The organism is Tundrisphaera macrotermitis (assembly GCF_051175315.1).
Taxonomy (GTDB): Bacteria; Planctomycetota; Planctomycetia; order Isosphaerales; family Isosphaeraceae; genus Tundrisphaera.
Map to the genome: position 1 here is coordinate 2234325 of NZ_CP195100.1, position 20587 is coordinate 2254911.

The following is a 20587-nucleotide window of genomic DNA, read 5'->3' on the forward strand; positions in this document are numbered from 1 at the left end:
CCTTGTTGCGATTCGCAATCGTCGATCGGGGTCTCCGTCGGGAATCGCCGTCGCACCTTGACAGGCGTTTCGCGAAGGACTGTAATATCCATCCTGAATGAGATTGAGTCTCATCTTCTAAAAAACGACCTGTTTTGCGTCAGGGGTCTCGATGAGCGGATGTCCGAGGCGTCGAGGCTTCACCCTGATCGAGCTGCTGGTGGTGATCGCGATCATCGCGGTGCTGATCGCCCTGCTGCTGCCCGCGGTGCAGGCGGCGCGGGAGGCGGCCCGGCGGATCCAGTGCACCAACAACCTCAAGCAGATCGGCCTGGCGTTGGCCAACTACGAGTCGGCCAACGGCGTGCTTCCCCCTTCGAGCCTCGTCCAGGCGACGGCCGGCAAGCTCACCTGGTACGGCGGCTGGAGCGTCCACGCCCGGATCCTGCCGATGATGGAAGGCGGGTCGCTCTACAACGCGATCAACTTCACGACCGACTTCAACAACGCCCCGAACTGGACCGTGGTGGCGACCCAGCCGGCGTCCCTGCTCTGCCCGTCGGAGGTCCGGACCGAGCGTCGCCAGATGGAGTACGGCCCGATGGGGATCTCCAGCTACGCGTTCTGCTCGGGCGATTGGTTCGTGTGGGGCGGCGTCTCGGGGCCGTATTCCCGATCCCCGTTCAGCTCGAACCGATCCCTCCCCTATGCGTCGGTCCAGGACGGGCTGAGCAACACGCTGATGGCCGCCGAGGTGAAGACGTACCAGCCCCGCGTCACCGGCTGCCCGTTGGGGTCGATCACCGACCCGAACAACGTCCCCGCGCCCGGCGCCGACCTGTACGCGGTCGCCCCCGAGTTCACCGGGTCGTGCGCCGCGGGCCGGATCTCGTCGATCGGCCATACCCAGTGGCCCAACGGCGACTCGATCATGTCGGCCTTCACCACGGCGTTCCCGCCCAACCGCAGGACGATGGGCGGGGCGAACCGGGAGTTCGACCTCGACTTCGTCACGGTCACCGAGAAATCCCTGGGCCCGACCTTCGCCTCGCTCACCGCCCGGAGCTATCACCCCGGCGGCGTGAACGCCCTGTTCGGCGACGGCTCGATCCGGTTCGTCAAGGACACGATCGCCCCCTCGACCTGGCGGGCCCTGGGCACTTTCGCGGGCGGCGAGGTCGTCTCGGCCGACTCCTATTGAGTCGATGAGGTCGCCCGCCGCGCCGTCGCGGCGGGGATGGGCCTCCCGGCGTAACAACCCCGGAAGGCCGCCGTCACTGGCGTTTCTTGCCCTGGGCCTTCGCGGCGGCCTCCTCCTGGGCGACCAGGTCGTCGTGCTCCTTCTGCTGCTCGGGTGTCAGGACCCCGCCGACGTTCGAGGGGATGCCTTCCTGGATGCCGCCCCCGCAACCCGTCGTCCCGAGGATGAGCATGGCGATGATGGCGATGCGAGGCATGGTCGCGTCCCTCAATGATTCTGGACAAGGATTCGTGAGATGGCCGTCCCCGACATGGCCGCCGATCCCGGCTCGGGGCGTCGGCGTGATGTGAGCCATCAGCCCGGGCGTCAGTAGGCGTCCGCGCCGAGGACCTCTCCCCCGGCCCGGGTCCCGAGCGCCCACCAGGTCGGCAGGCTGATCGTATTCTTGACGAACTTGACCGAACCGTCGGCGAAGGCGACGTTGACCCCGCCCGGGTGATTGCTCGTCGGCGTGGCGATGCTCCATCGGCCGACCGGCGCGGATCCCTCGTTGGAATTGATGCAGGAGAGGTCGTTCGGGGCCCCGAAGTGGTTGTAATAATTCGATTGGTAGGTCGGATACCCATAGGTCCAGATGTGGCCGATGTGCTGGGTGTTCGCGGCCACCGTCGTGCCGGGCAGCGCCTTGCAACCCTGCACGAAGGTCAGGGCGGTGGCGGGGTTGCCGGTGTTGAACGTGCCGCCGTTGGGGCCGGGGAACATCCCCCGCCTCGCATTCACGGATCCGATGGTGATCGTCGATAGCTGGCCGGAGGGCAATCCGATCAGCCGCTCGCTGAACATCGCGGTGTTGGACAGGCCATCCGTCATCGATGCGAAGGTGAGCGTCCCCGGCACGTTGGTCGACCAGTTCCCGGGCGGGACGATCGAGCCGCTCCAGGCGGCGATGATGCCAGGGCCCCCGATATTGCTGTGATAACTCTTGGTCCCGTAGGGATCGATGGGCCGGAGCGAGGTGCCGTCGGATGGGCAGAGGAGCATGCCAAGCTGCGTGTACCCGACCGTCGTATTCGCCCGGAAGTTGGCGGCGGCGACGGATGTATCCCAGACATAGCAACTGTAATTGAAGGCATTCGCGAGCGGCTGCTGCTCCATCTGTGGCAGCAGCGCCACCGCCCAGCCGTAGCTCGCCCCGCCCGTCGAGAATCCGCTCGTCACGCCCGACGGATAATTGCCCGAGGGCCAGACCGACTGGAAAACCATGACGCTGTTGGAAGATTCGTAATTGTGGACCGCCAGCCCGAGCTGCTTGAGATTGTTGACGCACTGGGAACGGCGGGCCGCCTCCCTCGCGGCCTGCACGGCCGGCAGGAGCAGGGCGATCAGGACCGCGATGATGGCGATCACCACCAGGAGCTCGATCAGGGTGAAGGCGCGTGGGCGAGTACGCATGGGCGCTTCTCCGGCGGCATTGGGAGGACCGGGGGGCAACTCACGACGCTGCGGGCGGGCCGGTGTGAGGATGGACGGGGTCCATCCCGGGCATGTCGAGCGGTGAGCTCGGAGGTCGAACCGAGCGTGGAGCGGAGTCTCGGCGGAGGCGGCGCACACTCGAAAACGTGCGTGCCATCCCCAAATCTCACGAGAGATAGATTTCCAGATCCACGATCGGTCTCGAACCTACTCGACGCGGACTGCCCCCGCAAGCGGATTGTATACAATCCCGGGAATGCTCCCGTCTGTGCCGAGATTTCCCGGCTGCGGGACCCATTTCTTCCTGCCGGCGAACGTGAGCGAGCCGTTATGCCGCCAAGACCTCGATATGGCCGTTCTTGTCGTCAGAGGGGTCGCCCCGGTGAGCGTCCCATTCAGGCCCAGGGCCTTCCCCTTGGCCTTCGCCGCCATCGCCGAGACCTCGGCGGGAGGCCGATGGGCCAGCACGCAGGGGGAGTCGGCGCAAATCCCCCGACTCGACGACCGGGCAAGGCTTGCGGGGCTTTCTCATCGACGGGCTCTGGCGGGCGTGATATCCCTTGGCCAGTTCGGGGCCGTGACGAGGATCATGGTCCATGCCTGGGCCGCAATCACATGCCGGCAAATCGCTGGCGCGTCCTGAATCCGAACGGACGACATCCGCGACGATGTCGAGCACAAATTCGGCTACGACCTCCATCGGCGGCTCGACGACATCCGGCCGGGCTATCGCTTCGACGTCTCCTGCCGAGGGAGCGTGACGGAGGCCCTGATCGCCTTCCTGGAGTCGTCGGACTTCGAGGAGGCGGTCCGCCTGGCGATCTCCCTGGGCGGCGACGCCGACACGCTCGCCTGCATCGCCGGGGGCGTGGCCCACGCCTATGACGGCAGCATCCCGGACCCGATCCGCGCGGAGACGCTGGCCCGGCTCGATGACCCGATGCGGGCCGTGGTCGAGGAGTTCGAGGGGCGTTTCATGGCGGGGTGATCGGGAGAGCCTTGCCGCATCGACGCCTCGGCCGATGTTCGGAGGGATCGGGATGATACCTGATCCCGATGGGGTATCTTCAAGCCGGGGGCTGGGTCGGCTCCGCCAGCCCGCGGCACAGTTGATCGGCTCTTTTGAGGAGGGTCGGGATTCGGAACGGGCCGTGCATCTCGCGGACGTGCTCGGCCGCCTCGGGGAGGCTCAGTCCGACCGCGGTGATGAACAGCGGGGCTTGGCTGCCGCCCCTCGTGATCTCCTGGACGGCTCTCGCTCGGAGGAACCTCGTTTTGGCGACGCCGATGACGGCCACCTGCCTCCCCATCGCCTCATGAAGATGGGCACCCAACCCCGGATCGCCCTCGTCCCCCAGCCACACATAACCGTCGATGAGGACGATCCGGGGCGTTGATTCGATCCGGCCGAGCACCGCGATGAGGCACGGCAACTCGCGGCGGAAGAACTGGCCGGGCTCGTAAGGCTCGACCTCGTCGATCGTGACGACGACCTCCTCCAAGGAACGCTCGTCGCCCCACGCCGAGAACACCACGCAGGCGGCGGCTGCCCCGGCGTCCCGGTAATCGACGTCAACGCAGGCGATCATTCCGGTCGTTCCCGCTGCCCGTCCGCCCATCGGCAAGGCCCAGTGGCCCGGCCTTCTCGATCGTGTTGGCATATGGCGTGGCCTGAGGAACCCGGGTCGGATGTCGCGGGTCGGAGGCGACCGGCGGCACCCGGCGGGGATCAGGCCATGTGGGCGGGAATCAACCCAGGAGGCGGTCCACCTCGGGCAGCAGCTTCGAGAAGTTGAGCCGGTGGTGGCAGGCTTCCTGGGCGGCGGCGAGGTCGGCGCCGGCCCATTCGCGCTCTTCGGCGGGCAGCGAGGCGTATTCCTCGCGGGCGACGGAGCGCATGCCGTGGGACTCGTAGTAGGTGTAGAACCGGGCGAGGTCGCCGAGGCTGGCCTTGGTGCCGGCGGCCACCGAGCAGCGGCCGTCGCAGCCGGGGCACATGGTGGGGTTGGACGCCAGGACGGCGTCGCGCAGCTCGTCGATCTCGGCCTGCTTGAGCGGCTCGAAGCGGCGGGCGGCGTCGGCGTTCTCGTTGACCTGCTCGGTGTTGCGGAAGGTCACGCACGAGGCCGAGAACCGCTCGTCGGTCCAGATCGCCTGGAGCAGCCCCTGCGCGGGGGTCAGGCCCTTGGCCTTGATCGACGGGACGTGCTCGGCGGTGAACTCGGTCTGGCCGGCGAGCTGCTTCATCGAGACCAGGCCAATGTTCTTGGCGTGGCAGGCGTCCAGGGCCTTGTTGAGCGGGTCGGTCTTGGGGAGCCAGGGGGTGTACTTGAGCATGATCACGTCCATGAACCCGCCCTCGGCGGCGTTCTGGATCTGCTCGGCGATCATCTTGTCGTGGGTCGAGAAGCCGACGAACTTGACCTTGCCCGTCTTCTTGAGGGCCTCGGCGGCCTCCTTCAGTTCCTTGCTCTTGGGCCAGTCGGTCTGCCCGGTGTCGAGCCCGTGGAAGAACAGGAGGTCGATGTAATCCGTCTTCAGGGCGGCCAGCCGCTCATCCAGCTTCTTGAGCATGTCGCTCTGCGTGCGGACGTGGCTCTTGGTCGCCAGGAAGATGTTCTTGCGGACCTCGGGGGCGGCGGTCAGCCAGTCGCCGATGACCTTCTCGGAGTTCTTGTACCCCTCGGCGGTGTCGAAGTAGCGGACCCCTTCGTTGTAGGCGAGGCGGAGCAGCCGGCCCAGCCCGGCCGGCTCGCCCACCGTCCCGTGGTTCAGCAGCGTGACCTCGACGCCGGTCTTGCCCAGCTTGCGCGTCGGCAGGACGGGCTTGCCCTGCGCCCCGGCCGCCTTGGGCTCCTGGGCCGTCGCCTGCCCGGCGATCAGGCCGGCCGAGGTCGCCGCCGTCACCGTCACGCCCGCCTGGAGGAAGGCACGTCGATCGATCGCGTTCGAATGCGGCTCGCTCATCTCGCGGTTCTCCTCGATGCCGGAAGCGGAATGTCGCCGGAATGCCGTTCGCCCGGGCGGAGAGAGGGGGGCGGTGCGCCGATCCTATCCGATCCCGCCGGTGTTTAACACGGGCGAATCGGCGGGATTCCCGATCCTGGGACGGCGGGTTCCGCCCCGATCGATCATGCCCCTTGGTGGCCGCCCCGTCCGGGCTTATCATGCACGACGCCGCGAGGGCCCTCCCGGCGGTCGATCTCGGCCTCCGAGGCGAACCGATCCGATGCGCATCGATCAACCCCCGCATCTCCGGGCGAAGCTGGCGGAGTCCTACCAGAGGATCAGCCGCGAGGTGCTGAGGAGCCTGCTGAGCCAGATCATGGAGATCGCGAAGCGCCGACCGGGCCTCATGGTGCTGTTCGTGGTGCTGTTCCCCGCGCTCACCACCTGGTTCGCGCTGGCGGCCCGGGCCGCGAACGGGGAGCCCGTCGAGCCGTGGCGATGGCTGGGCGGGCTGTTCGTCGGGCCCTTGCTGTTCGTGGCGTTCGGCCTGCTGACGCTGGTCGCCCTGCGATTCGGGCTCTGGGCCGGGACGTATGCCGATCGCTGTGCGGAGATCCGCGACGGGCGGGTCCGTCTCGGCAAGGCGTGGTCGGGCTCGTTCCGGGCGGACCAGCTCCTCGCCTGCAAGGTCGAGCCGGATCCCGAGCTAGATGGTGTCTATCGCCTCGGCTTCGCCTTCCAGAAACGATTCTGCCGCCCGCTGCGATGGGAGATGATGGTCGAGGACGTGCGGGCGGCCGAGGATTTCCGGCGAGAACTGGAGCGGCAGGCATTCGAAGGGCGTGAAGCTAGGCATTGACCTTCCGCGAGGGAGTAGCGGGCGATTGTACGATCCTGCCCCATCGATTTATGGGTTGCAGGGTCGAGTGAGATGCAGGATATCAATGCAGCGGTGCGTGAGATCCGAGGCTGATTCTGGCGACGCGAGATGAACAGGGACGAGTGGGACCGCTGCGACGACGGCTTGGCGATGCTGCTCTGGTTCCGGTTGAGTTGGACCGGCGACCGGAGCGAGTTGGATCGGCTCACGCAACGCTATCTGCTGGCGTGCTGCCGCCGGATCTGGCGGCTCTTGCCCGACGAATACTGCCGGCGTGCCTTGAAGGTCGGGGAGCGTCACAACAAGGGATGGGCGAGGCGGCGCGAGTGGGAATGGGCGATCCGCGACGCCGAGGGGGCGGGCTCCAACCTGGAATGGGCCACGGCTCCCGACTTCGACGAGTGTCCCGAGGCCGACACCCTCCGGCGCTGGATCGGCGAGGTCGCCGCTATCCCGGCCGAGGATATCGTGAGGATGATCGGATCAGGCCGACCGACCGAAGTCGCCACCCCGGAGAAACTCCTGGCACACGCCGCCTACTTCGTCGAATTCGCCCTCTACAGCTACAATGGCTGGGGCCGAACCCCGCATCCGGTGTCCCGACCCTGGTACGTAGATTGGTTATCCCAATACTCGGCATTCCTATCCGCACCATTGCTCCGCGAATCCGTGGCGCATGCCCCGTGCGTGCGGAAGCTGGGGCTGGCGACCCGGAGCCGACTTGCCAAACGTCGCTAGACGGAGGAGGGCCGGATGGGCGTGCCGATCGTGAGGCTTTGTGCCTCGATCGACTACCGGGGGCCGGGCGTGGCCTGCTTCGATCCCGAGAAGGTCATCGACCGGCTCCGGGAGCGATTCCCCGGGGCGGTCGTCGACCCGACCGATCAGGCCGAGCGGGAGGTGGCCCGGATCGATGCGTTCGTCGGCGAGGCCCCGGCCGATGACGAGGCGATGCGGGCGGTCCGGAGGCAAGTCCGGGGCAAGGCCCGCCGCAACGGGCCGGTCTATCGCTTCCAGATCGACGACGGGCAGGGCGGGTCGATCGAGGGGCGATCGAGCCGATACACCGTGGAATTCTGGGCCGATCAGGCCATCGGCGACGACCTGCGGGGCCGGATCGTCGACTTCCTCCGATCGTTGGGGCTGGGGAAGGTGATCGTTCGATGAAGGGATCTAGCGATGAATGAGCCGACGATCCACCTGATCTCCGGGATGCCGCGGAGCGGGTCGACCTTGCTGGGGAACATCCTGGCGCAGAACCCGAGGTTCCACGCCACGGCGACCAGCGGGATCGTCGACGTCCTGTTCGGGGTCCGCAACCACTGGGACCAGCTCGGGGCGTTCAAGGCCATGCCCGACCGGGCCGAGTGTGAGGCGGCGAAGCTTCGGGTCCTGCGGGGCATTTTGGCCGCGTATCACGGCGAATGCGGCAAGCCCGTGGTGTTCGACAAGTCGCGGAGCTGGCTGGCGTATCTGGAGATGGCCGAGGCGGTCCTGGGCCGGCCGGCGAAGGTGCTGGTGCCGGTCCGCGACCTCCGCGACGTGCTGGCCAGCTTCGAGCTGCTGTGGCGGGCGTCGGCGGGCACCGGCCAGGGCGAGGCCGAGGCGGCCCACTTCTTCGAGTTCCAGACGGTCGAGGGCCGGTGCGCCGTCTGGACCCGGGGGGACCAGCCGGTGGGCCTGGCGTTCAACCGGATCAAGGACGCCCTCCAGCGCGGGTTCCGCGACCGGATGCACTTCGTCCGGTTCGAGGAGCTGACCCGCGACCCGGCGAGGACGCTCGATGCGATCTATCGGTTCCTGGGCGAAGACCCCTTCCCGCACGATTTCGACCGCGTGGAGCAGGCCACCCGCGAGGACGACCGGGCGTATGGACCGTTCGACCTCCACCGGATCCGATCGCGGGTCGAGCCGGTCGCCCCGCGCTGGCCGGGCGTGCTCGGTCAGGCGGCCGCGCCGTATGCCGGCATCGAGGTCTGGTAGGGGGTTGCGTCGGGGCGTCCCATCCGGCTTGATTAAGGGGGGGATCGCCCGGGCCGAGGACCACCGCGGATGTACAAGCAACCCGACGCGCTGAAGCTGACGACCCCGCTGGGCGCCGACGCCCTGCTGCTGGAGCGGTTCGAGGGGCGCGAGGCGATCTCCGAGCCGTTCCGGTTCCGCCTGGAAATGCTGGCCGAGGCGGGGACCGACATCCCCTTCGAGCGGATCCTGGGGGCCGAGGTCTCGGTCGCGCTGGGGCGGCCCGACGGGATGACGCGGACGTTCCACGGCATCATCCACCGCTTCACCGAGGGGGAGCAGGAGGTCGGCCCCAGGGGCGAGACGACCTTCACCCGGTATGAGGCGGAGATGGTCCCCCGGCTGTTCCTGCTGGGTCGCAAGGTGCAGAGCCGGGTGTTCGCCTCGAAGACGATCCCCGAGATCCTGGCGGAAGTGCTGTCCGGGCTCGACGTGGTGGACCGGATCCAGGGGCAGTGGGAACCGCGCGAGTTCGTCGCCCAGTATCGCGAAACGGACCTGGCGTTCGCGTCCCGGCTGATGGAGGAGGAGGGGATCTTCTATTTCTTCCGCCACTCGACCGAGGGGCACCAGCTCATCCTGGCCAACACGCCCCAGGCCCACCCGGAGGTCGACCGCCCGTCGAAGGTCATCTACGAGAAGGTGATCGGCGGTACCCGCGACGAGGAAAGGGTGCTGGCCTGGCGGAAGACGCAGGAGATCCGCTCGGGGCGGTCCACGCTCCGCGATTACTGCTTCGCCATGCCCGGTAAGGACCTGACCGCGTCGCGGACGATCCAGGAGACCGCCGACGTCGGAGCGGTGACGCACTCGCTCCAGGTGGGCGGGAATGCCGCGTTCGAGATCTACGACGACCCCGGCCGCTTCGCCCAGAGGTTCGACGACATCTCGCCGGGCGGCCAGGACCAGCCGCAGGCCCTGGGCAAGATCTTCGACGACGGCCTCCGCACCGTGGGGATTCGGATGCAGGAGGAGGCGGCGGCCGGCCTCGTCGTGGACGGGGAAGGGGGCTGCCGCCAGTTCGCCGCCGGCCACTCGTTCAGCCTGCAGAGGCACCGCAACGGCGACGGCCCCTACATCCTGGCCTCGGTCGAGCACGAGGCCAGCGTGGAGGGGACGTACACCCGCGACGAGCCGGCCCGGCTCAGCTACCGCAACCGCTTCCGCGCCCTGCCGGCGTCGATCCCGTTCCGCCCGGCCCGGGTCACGCCCATGCCCCGGGCCCACGGCCCGCAGACGGCGGTGGTGGTGGGGCCTTCGGCCGACGACCCGATTTTTTGCGACAAATACGGCCGGATCAAGGTCCAGTTCCTCTGGGACCGGGCCGGGTCCAAGGACGCGGACAGCTCGTGCTGGATCCGGGTCTCGCAGCCCTGGGCCGGGTCCAACTGGGGGGCGATCACCCTGCCCCGGGTGGGCCAGGAGGTGGTGGTCGACTTCTTGGGCGGCGACCCCGACCGGCCGATGATCGTGGGCAGCGTCTACAACGCGGCGCAGATGCCGCCGTTCACGCTGCCGGCCAACAAGACCCAGGCCGGGTTCAAGTCCCACAGCCACCGCAGCGACAGCGGCGAGGCCTTCAGCGGGCTGGGGTTCGAGGATGCTGACGGCGGGGAGCACGTCCACCTCCACTCGCAACGGCACATGACCCAGAGCACCGAGCAGAACTTCTACATCAACGCCGCCAACCAGCACCACCAGCACGTCGGCAAGTACAGCGTCCGCCAGGTGGGCGGCCTCCCGTTCATGGACCACTCGGCGACCATGGGGGCGGGCGGGGGCGGGGGCGGCCCGGGCGGGCGGCGTGGCGCGGGGAACAATGACAAGGATCCGGACGTCCCCAACACGGCGACCAACGGGCCGTTCTACTGGAACCCGGCCGTCGAGGGCGGGATCGCCGAGAACCTCGACATGGTGCTGGGTTGGCGGCGGTGCAACACGGTCGGGTTGTATTCGACCACGACCTTCGGCCAGACCAACGCCACGACGATCAATCCCCTGGGCCTGATCCGATTTCTCGAGAAGGAGCCCATCGATCCGGGCTTCCGCGGGGCGGCCGGGCTCGGGCTGGCCTCGGTCCTCAAGAGCGCGACGATCGGGGTGGCGATCGGTGGCACGACCTCCATGCATTACGGGCCCAAGATCGACATCCGCCACGGGTCGGCCGCAGTCGAGGCGACGCGGAAAAACGATACGGTCTGCTCGCTTGCGTCCGGCGTCCTGGCCAGCATGTATTGCGTCTCTGCCCTGGGCGACCTGCTCTTGCCGTTGATCCCCAATAGTTCCAGCGTGGGCGCCGCCACCGGTTACGGCATCGGGGCCATCACACTCACGGACCTCCTTCTGGCCAGCTGGATCGCCCTGGAGACCCGGATCAGCAAGACAGAAAGTCTTGGACGCAAGCTCAAAATGATCGCTGATTCCTTTAATGTGAGAAATGCTGAAGTTAAGGAGCAGCTCGATGGATCCGCGGAGGATGAACGTCTCGCGAGTAGCGATGACGAGGGCGAGAGGTCTAGCGGCGTGGCGGACGTCGATACGTCGGGTATGGTGACCAAGTCGAGCGACTCGCTCTACGCAATCAATAGCCCAAGGATTTCGCTGCTCAGCTCCCTGGGGCTGGATGCGACCGAGCCATCCCTGATCGCGATCCAGGCGCTGGGCAACGAGCTGACGCAGGGGACGGTGCTGGTTCAGGGGACGAGCGAGGTCATCGCCATCGGCGGCGATCAGACGTATTTCAGCATGGAGACGATCGAGGACGTCGAGGGCGCGGTCTTGCTGGACTGCGGCCCGGCCGGGACGATCACGCTGCAGTCGGGCATCGAGCAGGAGCCCAACTCGCTGATCATGTCGCCCGAGGGGATCGCGGCCTCCTCCACCCTGAGGATCGAGGCCGAGGTCGACGAGTGCAGCATCACGATGACGCCCGAGGGGATCACCGAGACGGCGGCCGAGAGCGCCCTGTCGATCACGGCGGAGGGGATCACCCTGACGGTCGCCGAGAGCGTCGTCGAGATCACCGCCGAGGGGATCATCCTGACGTCGGGGCCGTGCAGCGTCGAGATCACCCCCGAGGGGATCATGATCAACGGCCTGACCATCGCGCTGACGGGCGACGAGAGCGTCGAGATCACGGCCCCCGAGACGATGATCCTCTAGCCGAGGCGAAGCCGATGAGCCAGGTCCGGGCCGCCACGACGCCCTCGACACGTACCGCCGCCGCGATCGGGCTCGAGGCCAAGCTCGGGCGGCGGGCCCGCTCGCTCCTGACGGACGAGCTCCGCCCCGGGCAGTATCTCTCGCTGCTGATCCGGGGGCGGCACCACGCCGACGCGATCCGGTTCATGGCCCATTCGCTGCTGAACCGCGAGGCAGTCTGGTGGGGCTGCCTGTGCGCCCGCCACGCCCTGGGGGAATCCCCCGCGCCCGCCCACCGGGATGCCCTGGGCGCGGCGGTCCGCTGGGTCATCGCCCCGACCGACGACCATCGCCGCGAGGCCGGCGAGGCGGGCGTCAAGGCGGGCCGGGGGGCGGCGGCCGGATGCATCGCCCGGGCGGCCCAGTACGCCGCCGGGCCGCCCGCACCGGCGGACTCGCCCACCCCGACGCCCGCCCTGATCCTGCCGAGCCTGGCGGCCCGGCTGTGCGGGGCGGGCATCCTCCGCGCGGCGGGAGCCGGGGCCCCCGGCGGGCTCTCGGTCCGGTACCGCCAGTTCATCGCCCTCGGGCTCGACGTCGCCTATGGCGCCAACCGCTGGGAGTGACCCCGTGACGGCCACCCCGCCGGGCCATCGATCGCCGATCCCGTTCGCCCGGCAGGAGGCGGACTGGTGGTGCGGCGCCGCCGCCCTGGCCATGGTCTACGGCTCGTTCGGGATGCACCTCTCCCAGCAGGCCATCTGGGACGGGCTGTCTTGCGACGGCCATGCCGGCCGATCCGGTGTGGACACCCACCGGCTCGGCCACGACGCCATCGGGCGGGGACTCACGGCCGAGGTCCTCCAGGCGGCCGATCCCTGGACCGTCCTGCTCCGCTGCCACGACGCGGGCGTCCGCGTCATCCTCAACCACCCGCTCGGGCCGCGGTCGTCCCGCCGCCACTTCTCGGCGGTCGGCGCGATCGAGGCCGATGCGATCCTCCTCCACGACCCGATGCTCGACGGGCCTAATCTCCTGCCCAGGGCGGAATTCCTCGACCTCTGGGCCTGGACCGGCCGGGTGTTCGACTCCACCGCCCACAACCTCGTCGCGATCGCCCGGCCCGCGGCCGTCCCCCGCGACTGCCCACGCTGCGGGCTGGGCCAACCGCCGGCGCTGCCGTGCCGGCGTTGTCGCCGACCGTACCCGGTGGGCATTCCCGCCGCCCACGGCTGCCTCAACCCCGGCTGCGAGCTCGCCCTCTGGCGGACGATCTATTGCCCCGATTGCGACGCCCCACTGACGACGCTCGACGGGGCCCGGTTCGGCGGCCCCTTCCCTCCCGAGGTGATGATGGACAACCCCCAGGACATCCACAAGCTGGCGCAAGCCTTCCAGGCCTACCACGACCGGCTCTCCGAGGCCCGCGAACGCAGCCGCGATCCCCAGCTCCGCGAGCAGGTGGACCGACTTCAGGCCGAGTTGAAGAACTCGCTCGACCAGTTTTCCGAGACGATGAACAGCCTCAACGACCGGCTGGCCTCCGACCATGCCCGGAATCGCGAGCGGCTCGCCCGGTCCCGCGAGAAGGCGGAGGCCCACGCCAAATCCCAGGCCGAGGCCCTCGAACGGCTCGCGGCCAAAAAGGCGGAGAAACTCGCCCGGGCCCAGGCCAAGGCGGCGGAGAAGGAAGTGGACCCGCTGCTCGGCGCCAAGCTCCGCGACCAGCTCCTCGACGAGTTCGGCACCCGCCGCGACGTCCCGCCCACGCCGGCCGGCGAACTCGGATCGGCGATCGACTACTGGCCCGGCTCGTGACCCCCGGAGGAACCCGACGATGACCCCTGCGACGACCGCACCGCCCGTCCCCGAAATCGCCCCGACGATGCCCGGCCCGCCGCCCCGATTGCCCTCGGGCCGGTCGGTGGTCGTGGTGGTCGGCGATGGCCGCGAGGAGATCGAGGTCCGCTCGCCCGAGGGGGAGGTCGAGGTCCGGATCCTGCTCGGGGGCGAGGTGCCGGAGGTCCGGCTCCGCTCGGCCCGGCTCTCGATCGAGTCGGCCGACGCCGTGGCGATCCGGGCCCGCGAGTTCCGGGTCGAGACCCGCGAGGATATCCACATGGACGGGGCCATGATCCGGCTGAACTGCGCCGGGGCGGCGGCCCAGGCGGCCGGCTCAGGGGCCGATCATCACCGTGAAGCAGCCCAGGACGATGGTGCCGCCGTGGACGGTGGGGTCGCCCATCCGGGCGGCGGGCAGGCCCATGATCAGCACGGTCGGGCTGCCCATGGCGATCACGTCGGGCGGGCCGACGCACACGGCCATGTCGGTGGCCCGGGCGGCGGGTAGTCCGCCGATCAGGACGGTGATCGCCCCCGGCGGCAGGATCGGCCCGCCGACGTGGGGCACCGGGCCGGTGAACATCGGGCAGACGTGCATGTCGGTCACGCGGGCGGCGGGCTGGGGCATGGTCGGAGGGTCCGGTCGGGTCGGATCAGAGGAACAGGGCCGCCTCGATCGCCAGCCCGGGGCCGAACGCCAGGGCCACGCAGGGCCGGGGGGCGTCCTGGCGGCGGAGCCGGTCGAGGATGAACAGGATCGTGGGCGAGGACATGTTGCCGCACTGGGCCAGCACGTCGCGGGACACGGCGGTCGCCTGGCGATCCAGGCCGAGGGCGGTCTCCACCGCGTCGATGATCCTCGGGCCGCCGGGGTGGACGGCCCAGGTCCGCACGTCGTCCGGCGCCAGGCCGAACGGGGCGAGCCAGCCTTCCAGCCAGGGCCGCAGGGCCTCGGCGATGATCGGGGCGACGCGCGACGACAGGGTCATGGCGAACCCCTGGTCGCCGATGGTCCAGCTCATCGCGTCGCCGCAGTCGGGCAGGAGGTAGGAGCCGCTGCCGGCCGCCTCCCAGCGGTCGCCCGACGGCAGGTCCGACCCGAGCACCAGGGCCGCCGAGCCGTCGGCGAACAGGGCGTTGGCCACCGCGTCGTCGGCCTCCCACCCCTCCTGGAAGTGGAGGGCGCACAGCTCGGCCGCGCACAGGAGGACCCGCGCCCTCGGCTCGGACCCGGCGAACGCCCGCGCCACCCGCAGGCCGTTCAGCGCCCCGTGGCAGCCCATGAACCCGACGTGGGTCCTTTGGACGCCCGGGTCCAGCCCCAGCCCGCCGATCAGGGCCAGGTCGAACCCCGGCGCCGCGAACCCGGTGCAGGAGACCGTGACCAGGTGGGTGATCGACGACGGCGCCACGCCCGACGCCGCCAGCGCCTTGCCGGCCGCCTCGCGGGCCAGGGGGCGGACCAGGCAGTCGTAACGCTCCATCCGCCACCGGGTGGTGGCCCCGTGCAGCCCTTCGGGCGGCGTCTCCGGCTCGGAGCGATCGAGCATCGCCAGGTGGCGGCGGCGGACCCCCGACTTGCGGTACAGCGCCGCCAGCCGCTTCGCCTGGCCGTCGTCGTGCCCCGACAGGTGGCTGCTCAACGCCGCCGCACGCTCCTGGGCCAGCGAATGCTCGGGGAGTGCCGTCCCCATCCCCCCGATCGCCAATCGCATCAGATCATCGCCCCCTTGCTGGTTGCCGCCCCTCGATTTCCCCTAGTGTACGCGAACGACCAGGGAAGGACGAGCCGAACGATTGGATCAATCGGCATCATTTCGGCCGATCCCCGACGAACCGGGCCAGGGTCGTGAGGCGGTCGATGAAGACCTCGCTCGACAGGTACGGCAACCCCATCGGCAACTTCGGCTGGCCGACCAGCCGCTCGCCCGCGAACGTCGAGACCCACCGCCCCTGGGCGTCCAGTTCCCCGATGATCCGCCGGACTTCCAGGGGCGAGGGGCGGGCCGGCTCGGCCCGGGGGGCGACGCCTTCCCGGGCCGCGCGATACGCCTTCTCGATGCCGTCCAGCCGGGAGGGCTGGACCCATCCGTAATGCGACGGGGCGGCCGAGTCGTCGTAGGTGAGCTGATAATCGGCGTCCATGAACAGGGGCCGATTGGACTTCAGCTCGTAGAACCGGGCGACCCGTCCGCCCGGCAGTTGGCTTCGTTTGAGATAAGCGAGGGCCCGGGGGATCGGGTCGAGGTAGGCCTTGTTGCCGGTCTCGCGGGCGATCCGCATCAGGGTTTCCATGACGCCCTGGGATTCCCATCCGGTGACGGCGGGGGGCTCGAACTTGCGGGCCCAGATCGGGGCCATCGTGTCGGGGTGGTACTGCTGGCACCAGGCGGGCTGGGGGTCGGGCATCTGGGCCAGGACCAGGAAGTCGCCCAGCCGTTCGAGCGCGGCCCGGCTTTTCGCATCCCCGTAGACCTGATGGACCGCGATGAGGGTCTCGGCCACGGTCGACGCCAGGTTGTCGTTCAGGGTCGGGCAGTTCCAGTAATCCTTGACCCGCCCCTCGCTCCGCCAGTCCCCCTCCGGGTACCGGGCCCGGACGACCGGCTTGGCCGCGACCGGCCCCGTCCAGACCTGCGGGAAGGCCCCGCTGGGGAACTGGGCCTTGAGAAGGGCGTCGACCGCATAGAGGGCCGCCTCGTGGATCTCCGCATGGCGGAAGTCCAGCGCCTTGTCCACCCTGGCGAGGAACTGGATGGCCGACTGGGTCTGGCCGTCGTCGAGCGACGAGATGTTCTTGCCGGCCCCGCCCTTGCGTTTGCGATAGCGATCAACCGGCTTGCCCGGGGCGAACGAGATCGTCTGCGTCCACCCGCCCGACTCCAACTGACCGGCCACCAGCGCCTCGGCGGCCTCGCGGGCGGCATCCAGATAGAACCGGTCGCCGGTCGCGGCGAACGCCTCCAGGTACGCCATCCCCACGGCGGGCGTCCCGGGCGGCTGGACCACGATCGTGTCGGCGTCCAGCTTCCCCTCGCCCCAACGCTGCTTCAGGTCCAATCGGGTGTAGTAGGCATATCCCCCGTGGCTGGCCACCCGCCCGCGATAGAACCCGGCCGCCTTCCGCATGGCCTGGACCGCCTGCTCGCGCAGCGGGGGCTCGGCCCCGCGGACCTCGGGATGGCCCCCGCCCTGGATGGCGGCGAGGAACAGCGACAATCGGAACAGGAGCGATCGCGTCACGTGACTTGTCCTTCTGACCATTGGACGGGGGAGGGTGTCGCTCATCAGAGGGCCGGCCCGGTCCTATCGGCTCAAGGTCGCAGGGCCTCTTCCACCAGGGATTCCACCGCCTCCCGGAGCGGAGGGCCGTTCAGGTTCTTGAAACGGATGATCCCCCGAGCGTCGATCACATAATTGCTGGCCCAGGAATGGACCCTCCAATCTCTGGTGATGGGACCGTCACCGCCACCTTGCCACCAGGAGGGCCACGTCATGGCCTGATTCGCGGCGGTGCGGATGGCCTGGGTTCGATCTTCGTCGCCGCAAACACCCAGGAGAACGAAGGGTTTGCGATCCATCCGGGCGATGAGTTCCTTGTGGCCCGGGATGGCGCGTAGGCACGGGGCACAGCCGGAATTCCAGAAGTCGACCACGACCACTTTGCCGCGAAAGTCCCCCAATGAAAGCGGCCTGCTTCGAAGGTCCTCGCCGACGATGTCCGGGGCCAGCTTGCCGATGCCCAGGGCCTGCATCTCATCGAGTTCGGAGCGGGCCGACTCGCCGATCGTGCGGGCCCAGCCGGGTCGCTTGACATCGCCATAGGTGGTGATGGCCCGCTCGAACAGCCGCTCGGCCTCGGGGCAGTCCTGGCCACGGCGACCGGACCGTTCCTTGAGGATCTGGGCGAGGCCGAAGCAAGCGTGGCCCCGGTCCTCTCGGGCAGGATTCCCGGCGAGGATCGACCGGAACAGGGGCTCGACCCCCTCGGGGTGAGAACCGGCGAATCTGAGGGCGATCTCGCCCACGCCAGCCGACTCGGCGTGGTGACTGGTCAGCCAGCGGACCGCGTCGCCGGCCTCGGTGCCCGAGGGGGCGGACCGGGCGATCTCGGCCAAGGCGTCGAAGGCGAGCGGCCCATCGCGGTCGAGTCGAGCGATCCGGAGCAACTGGGATGGGTCGGGCCGGAATGAAGGCGGTTCGTCCTGATTTGCTGGGGGCGGGGCTTTGGTCAGGGATCGCCCGTCCCAGAAGCCGAGGGACTGTTTGCCGCGGCGATCGGTCACGGCCACGCCGGCCGGCATCTCCAGGCCGGCGAGGGTCCAGGTCGACGGATCGACCGGGATGCCGTTGCGGGTCTCTTCCCGTTCGATGGACCATCCCCGGTCCTGGATACCGTTCGCGTCGAAGTGCCGGGACGTGATGCGAGTCGGCAAGGGGCAATCATCGTCGAGTGCCCCGTACTCGGAAACGACCTCGCTCCGGCCGAGGCGAGTACGAATCTCATGCCGGAGGAGTCGGCATGTTGGTGAAGCATGGACCCAGAAGTGCCGCTCCAGGTCCGGCCGATCCGGGGACCCTCCGACCAGGACGTGCCAGGCCGGGGATGCTGCGATGTCCTCGCGACCGACCAACCTGACCGTCTCGCTTGGGCGGGGTGCAAGCCGAAGCCGGACCGTCTCGGACGGGCTGAGGTCGGCGGACAGTCCGAGGATGCGGGGGTCGAAGGCGTCGCGGGCGGGCCAACCCTTGAGGTCGGCGATGACCGCCGTCCGATTCCCAGAGAGGTAATTCATCACCTGATGCCCGTCGTAAATCGTGCGGCGGCGCTCGCCGCGTCGAACGCCCAGCCCCGCGTCGACGATGGCCGCCTGTCCCCCCAAGAGGCCCTCAAGGCTTCGCGTTTTGTTGGCGATCGGGCCCGATTCGGGTCGCAGCCAGGGGATCTCCAGCCAACTCAGATCGGCATCGAAGCGGCGTCTCTCGCCTTCGAAGGTGACGACCAGCCGGGTCCGTACCGGAGGCCCGTCGACGTCCCGGGTCGGCATGTCGATCAGGATCAGCTCGATCCGTCCCGGGCCGAACGCGAGCCGGTCGCGCTCGATCCTTTCGAGCAACGAGCGGGGATCGGGCGGTGATTCGTCGGCGACGACCGGCGTGACCAACGCGGCGACGATCAGGGCGGCGACCCATCGCTTTGCCGATCGCGCTGAACCGGCCGGAGAGGCGGCGATCGCATCGAGATGGTTCATGCCAGTCCCTCCGGGAAGTCCACGGCGCGGCCCTCGGTCATGGCTTCGTGTCCGATCAGGATGGTGGCGGCGTTGAGGAGGCCGGCGCGGGCGTCGCAGAGGGTGGCGGGGTCCTTGCGGCGGGCGGAGTCGAGGAAGGCGACGAGCTGGTCGCGGGTGTCGTCGCCGGAGGCCTCGATCTCGTAGGGGGTGCCGCGGTGGGCCCAGGGGTCGTTGGACATCTTGAGGGTCTTGCCCGAGGTGATGATCGCCGCGTCGCGGACGGCGACGCCCGCCTCCTGGTCCCAGCCGGGGCCGTCGCCGGTCGTCTCGCGGTAGAACAGCCCCTTGGCCTGGGTGAGGTAGAGGGTGCCCTTGGACCCGAGGATCGTCTCCGAGGCCCCCTCGTAGGCGTTGTTCTGGAGCGACGAGTAGGTGACGCGGACCGTATAGGGGCCCCCCTTGTCGCGGAGGGCGGCCGGTGGCTTCGTTTGGTACTCGTAGAGGCAGTGGACGTTGTCGAAGACGTCGCGGCCGTCGCGGTCGTGGTCGATCCCCCCGGTGCCGATCGCCCGCGTCGGCGGCCCGCCCAGGACCCAGTTGGCGATGTCGAGCTGGTGGCTGGCCAGTTCCGACATCAGCCCCTGCGATCGGGCCCGGAACAATCGCCAGTTGAGCCGATGTTCCAGGTCGGGGAAGCGGGGGTCGGCGCGGGGGACGGGGACGGGCCGGCGGCCGTTGGTGTGGCGGTGCCAGCGGCACTCGATCGCGGAGATCCGCCCGAGCATCCCGGCGGCGACCATCGCGGCGGCCTGCTTGTAGATCGCGTTGAATCGCCTTTGGATGCCCACCTGGAAGATCGCCCGGCGGTCGGCGACGGCCTGGGCGAGCTTGCGGCACTCGTCGAGGGTGAGGCAGAGGGTCTTTTCGCAGAAGACGGCGGCCCCGGCGTCGAGCGCCGCCAGGCTCATGCCGTAGTGGCAATCCAGCGGGGTGGCGATCACCACGGCCGCCGGCCTGGCCTCGCGGAGCATGGTGGCGAGGTCGCGGAACGGCCGGGCGCGGGGTCCGGCGTATTCTTCCCCACGCTTGAGGTGGGGCTCGTAGTCGTCGCACACCGCCACCAGCTCGGCCCCGTCGATGGTAGCCAGGGCCCGGATCAGGTCGCACCCGCGCCCGCCGGTGCCGACCACCCCCACCCGCACCGGCTCCAGCGGGGCGAACTCGTCGTCGTCGCGGGCCGAAGCGAGGGGCGCGGATGCCCCCCAGGCGGCCAGCGCCGCCGATCCGAGCAGGAAGTCTCGCCGTCCGGTCGGGGCTGGCCTCATCGCGCTTCTCTCGGGTCGGTGATCAGGGTCGGGGCGTCGTGATTCGGGAGGGCCCGGGCCACGGCCTCGACCAGCCCCGGGGGGATGTCGATCGAGATGATCGACCGGGCCGCCGGGCCGCCGACGGGCCGGATGAGGAGCCGGCCGGCCATCGACGTCGCGAAATCGACGCGGGCCTCGTCCCACCGCAGGGTGTGGATCGAACGCCCGTGCCCGACGACGATCCCACGCTCGTGGATGGCCAGGAGCGGGCGGTTCGAGGCCCACCGCGTGGCCGCGATCATCGTCACGAACTGGAACAGGAGCAGCCACTCCGCCCCCGAGACGCCGCCGGTCCTCGGCGTCCGGGTGAACAGGCACCCGAGCATCGCGACGGCGAAGGCGATGGGGATGGCCCGGATCAGGAGGACCGTGCCCCGCGGCTGCGGGACCCGGACCCGTTCCGGCCCGAGTTTCCGGACATGCAGGGAAGGCATGGCATCAACTCCTTGCCGTGCGGCCCCGGGGCGGGGGCGGTCGACCCGCTCGCGTGCCCGCCGGA

Annotated in this window: 19 protein-coding genes; 9 read left to right on the plus strand and 10 right to left on the minus strand. The window is 69.4% G+C overall.

The genetic code is table 11. From position 1 onward, the window contains the following. Positions 1-151: 151 nt before the first annotated feature. A complete protein-coding gene (locus tag TA3x_RS09060; protein WP_435020407.1) occupies positions 152-1180 on the plus strand; it encodes a DUF1559 domain-containing protein in 1029 nt (342 codons plus the stop codon). Positions 1181-1253: 73 nt separating this feature from the next. On the opposite strand, the gene TA3x_RS09065 is transcribed toward TA3x_RS09060, so the two are convergent. Then, positions 1254-1436, minus strand: a complete 183-nt coding sequence (locus TA3x_RS09065; RefSeq protein ID WP_435020409.1) for a hypothetical protein — start codon at positions 1434-1436, stop codon at positions 1254-1256. Between the two features lie 110 nt (positions 1437-1546). Next, positions 1547-2632 (minus strand): DUF1559 domain-containing protein, encoded by a 1086-nt coding sequence (locus TA3x_RS09070; protein WP_435020411.1) that lies wholly within the window; start codon positions 2630-2632, stop codon positions 1547-1549. A 736-nt stretch (positions 2633-3368) separates the two neighbouring features. Here TA3x_RS09070 and TA3x_RS09075 point away from each other — a divergent pair. Continuing rightward, positions 3369-3641, plus strand: coding sequence for an ADP-ribosylglycohydrolase family protein (locus tag TA3x_RS09075; protein WP_435022323.1), 273 nt, complete (start codon positions 3369-3371; stop codon positions 3639-3641). A 79-nt stretch (positions 3642-3720) separates the two neighbouring features. On the opposite strand, the gene TA3x_RS09080 is transcribed toward TA3x_RS09075, so the two are convergent. Next, positions 3721-4242 carry an endonuclease V gene (locus TA3x_RS09080; RefSeq protein ID WP_435020413.1) on the minus strand — a complete coding sequence of 174 codons (522 nt, stop codon included), beginning with the start codon at positions 4240-4242 and terminating at the stop codon, positions 3721-3723. A gap of 160 nt (positions 4243-4402) precedes the next feature. Beyond that, positions 4403-5620 (minus strand): aldo/keto reductase, encoded by a 1218-nt coding sequence (locus TA3x_RS09085; protein WP_435020415.1) that lies wholly within the window; start codon positions 5618-5620, stop codon positions 4403-4405. Between the two features lie 262 nt (positions 5621-5882). On the opposite strand from TA3x_RS09085, the gene TA3x_RS09090 reads away from it, so the two are divergent. The 7 genes from TA3x_RS09090 (at position 5883) to TA3x_RS09120 (ending at position 13463) form a co-directional block, all read left to right on the plus strand. Next, positions 5883-6461 carry a hypothetical protein gene (locus TA3x_RS09090; RefSeq protein ID WP_435020417.1) on the plus strand — a complete coding sequence of 193 codons (579 nt, stop codon included), beginning with the start codon at positions 5883-5885 and terminating at the stop codon, positions 6459-6461. Positions 6462-6590: 129 nt separating this feature from the next. Further along, on the plus strand, positions 6591-7220 hold the full coding sequence (locus TA3x_RS09095; protein ID WP_435020419.1) for a hypothetical protein: 630 nt from the start codon (positions 6591-6593) through the stop codon (positions 7218-7220). A 15-nt stretch (positions 7221-7235) separates the two neighbouring features. Further along, entirely contained in the window at positions 7236-7649 is a 414-nt protein-coding gene (locus tag TA3x_RS09100; RefSeq protein WP_435020421.1) for a hypothetical protein, read from the plus strand. Between the two features lie 12 nt (positions 7650-7661). Beyond that, positions 7662-8465 (plus strand): sulfotransferase family protein, encoded by an 804-nt coding sequence (locus TA3x_RS09105; RefSeq protein ID WP_435020423.1) that lies wholly within the window; start codon positions 7662-7664, stop codon positions 8463-8465. A gap of 69 nt (positions 8466-8534) precedes the next feature. Further along, positions 8535-11666, plus strand: a complete 3132-nt coding sequence (locus TA3x_RS09110; protein ID WP_435020425.1) for a type VI secretion system Vgr family protein — start codon at positions 8535-8537, stop codon at positions 11664-11666. Between the two features lie 14 nt (positions 11667-11680). Then, complete coding sequence (locus tag TA3x_RS09115; RefSeq protein ID WP_435020426.1) at positions 11681-12271, plus strand: DUF6931 family protein; 591 nt, start codon at positions 11681-11683, stop codon at positions 12269-12271. Between the two features lie 4 nt (positions 12272-12275). Continuing rightward, positions 12276-13463, plus strand: coding sequence for a cysteine peptidase family C39 domain-containing protein (locus tag TA3x_RS09120; protein ID WP_435020428.1), 1188 nt, complete (start codon positions 12276-12278; stop codon positions 13461-13463). Between the two features lie 358 nt (positions 13464-13821). Here TA3x_RS09120 and TA3x_RS09125 read toward each other — a convergent pair whose 3' ends face one another. The 6 genes from TA3x_RS09125 to TA3x_RS09150 all read right to left on the minus strand — a co-directional run bounded on the left by TA3x_RS09125 (position 13822) and on the right by TA3x_RS09150 (position 20522). Next, positions 13822-14115, minus strand: coding sequence for a PAAR domain-containing protein (locus TA3x_RS09125; RefSeq protein WP_435020430.1), 294 nt, complete (start codon positions 14113-14115; stop codon positions 13822-13824). A 25-nt stretch (positions 14116-14140) separates the two neighbouring features. After that, entirely contained in the window at positions 14141-15202 is a 1062-nt protein-coding gene (locus TA3x_RS09130; RefSeq protein WP_435020432.1) for a type III polyketide synthase, read from the minus strand. A 97-nt stretch (positions 15203-15299) separates the two neighbouring features. Further along, positions 15300-16730 (minus strand): pectate lyase, encoded by a 1431-nt coding sequence (locus tag TA3x_RS09135; RefSeq protein ID WP_435020434.1) that lies wholly within the window; start codon positions 16728-16730, stop codon positions 15300-15302. A 71-nt stretch (positions 16731-16801) separates the two neighbouring features. Continuing rightward, entirely contained in the window at positions 16802-18739 is a 1938-nt protein-coding gene (locus tag TA3x_RS09140; protein ID WP_435020436.1) for a TlpA family protein disulfide reductase, read from the minus strand. Then, positions 18736-20046 carry a Gfo/Idh/MocA family protein gene (locus TA3x_RS09145; protein WP_435020438.1) on the minus strand — a complete coding sequence of 437 codons (1311 nt, stop codon included), beginning with the start codon at positions 20044-20046 and terminating at the stop codon, positions 18736-18738. Before TA3x_RS09145 ends, TA3x_RS09140 begins: the two co-directional genes overlap by 4 nt. Continuing rightward, positions 20043-20522, minus strand: coding sequence for a hypothetical protein (locus tag TA3x_RS09150; RefSeq protein WP_435020440.1), 480 nt, complete (start codon positions 20520-20522; stop codon positions 20043-20045). The genes TA3x_RS09145 and TA3x_RS09150 overlap by 4 nt, the downstream gene beginning before the upstream one ends. Between the last annotated feature and the right edge of the window lie 65 nt (positions 20523-20587).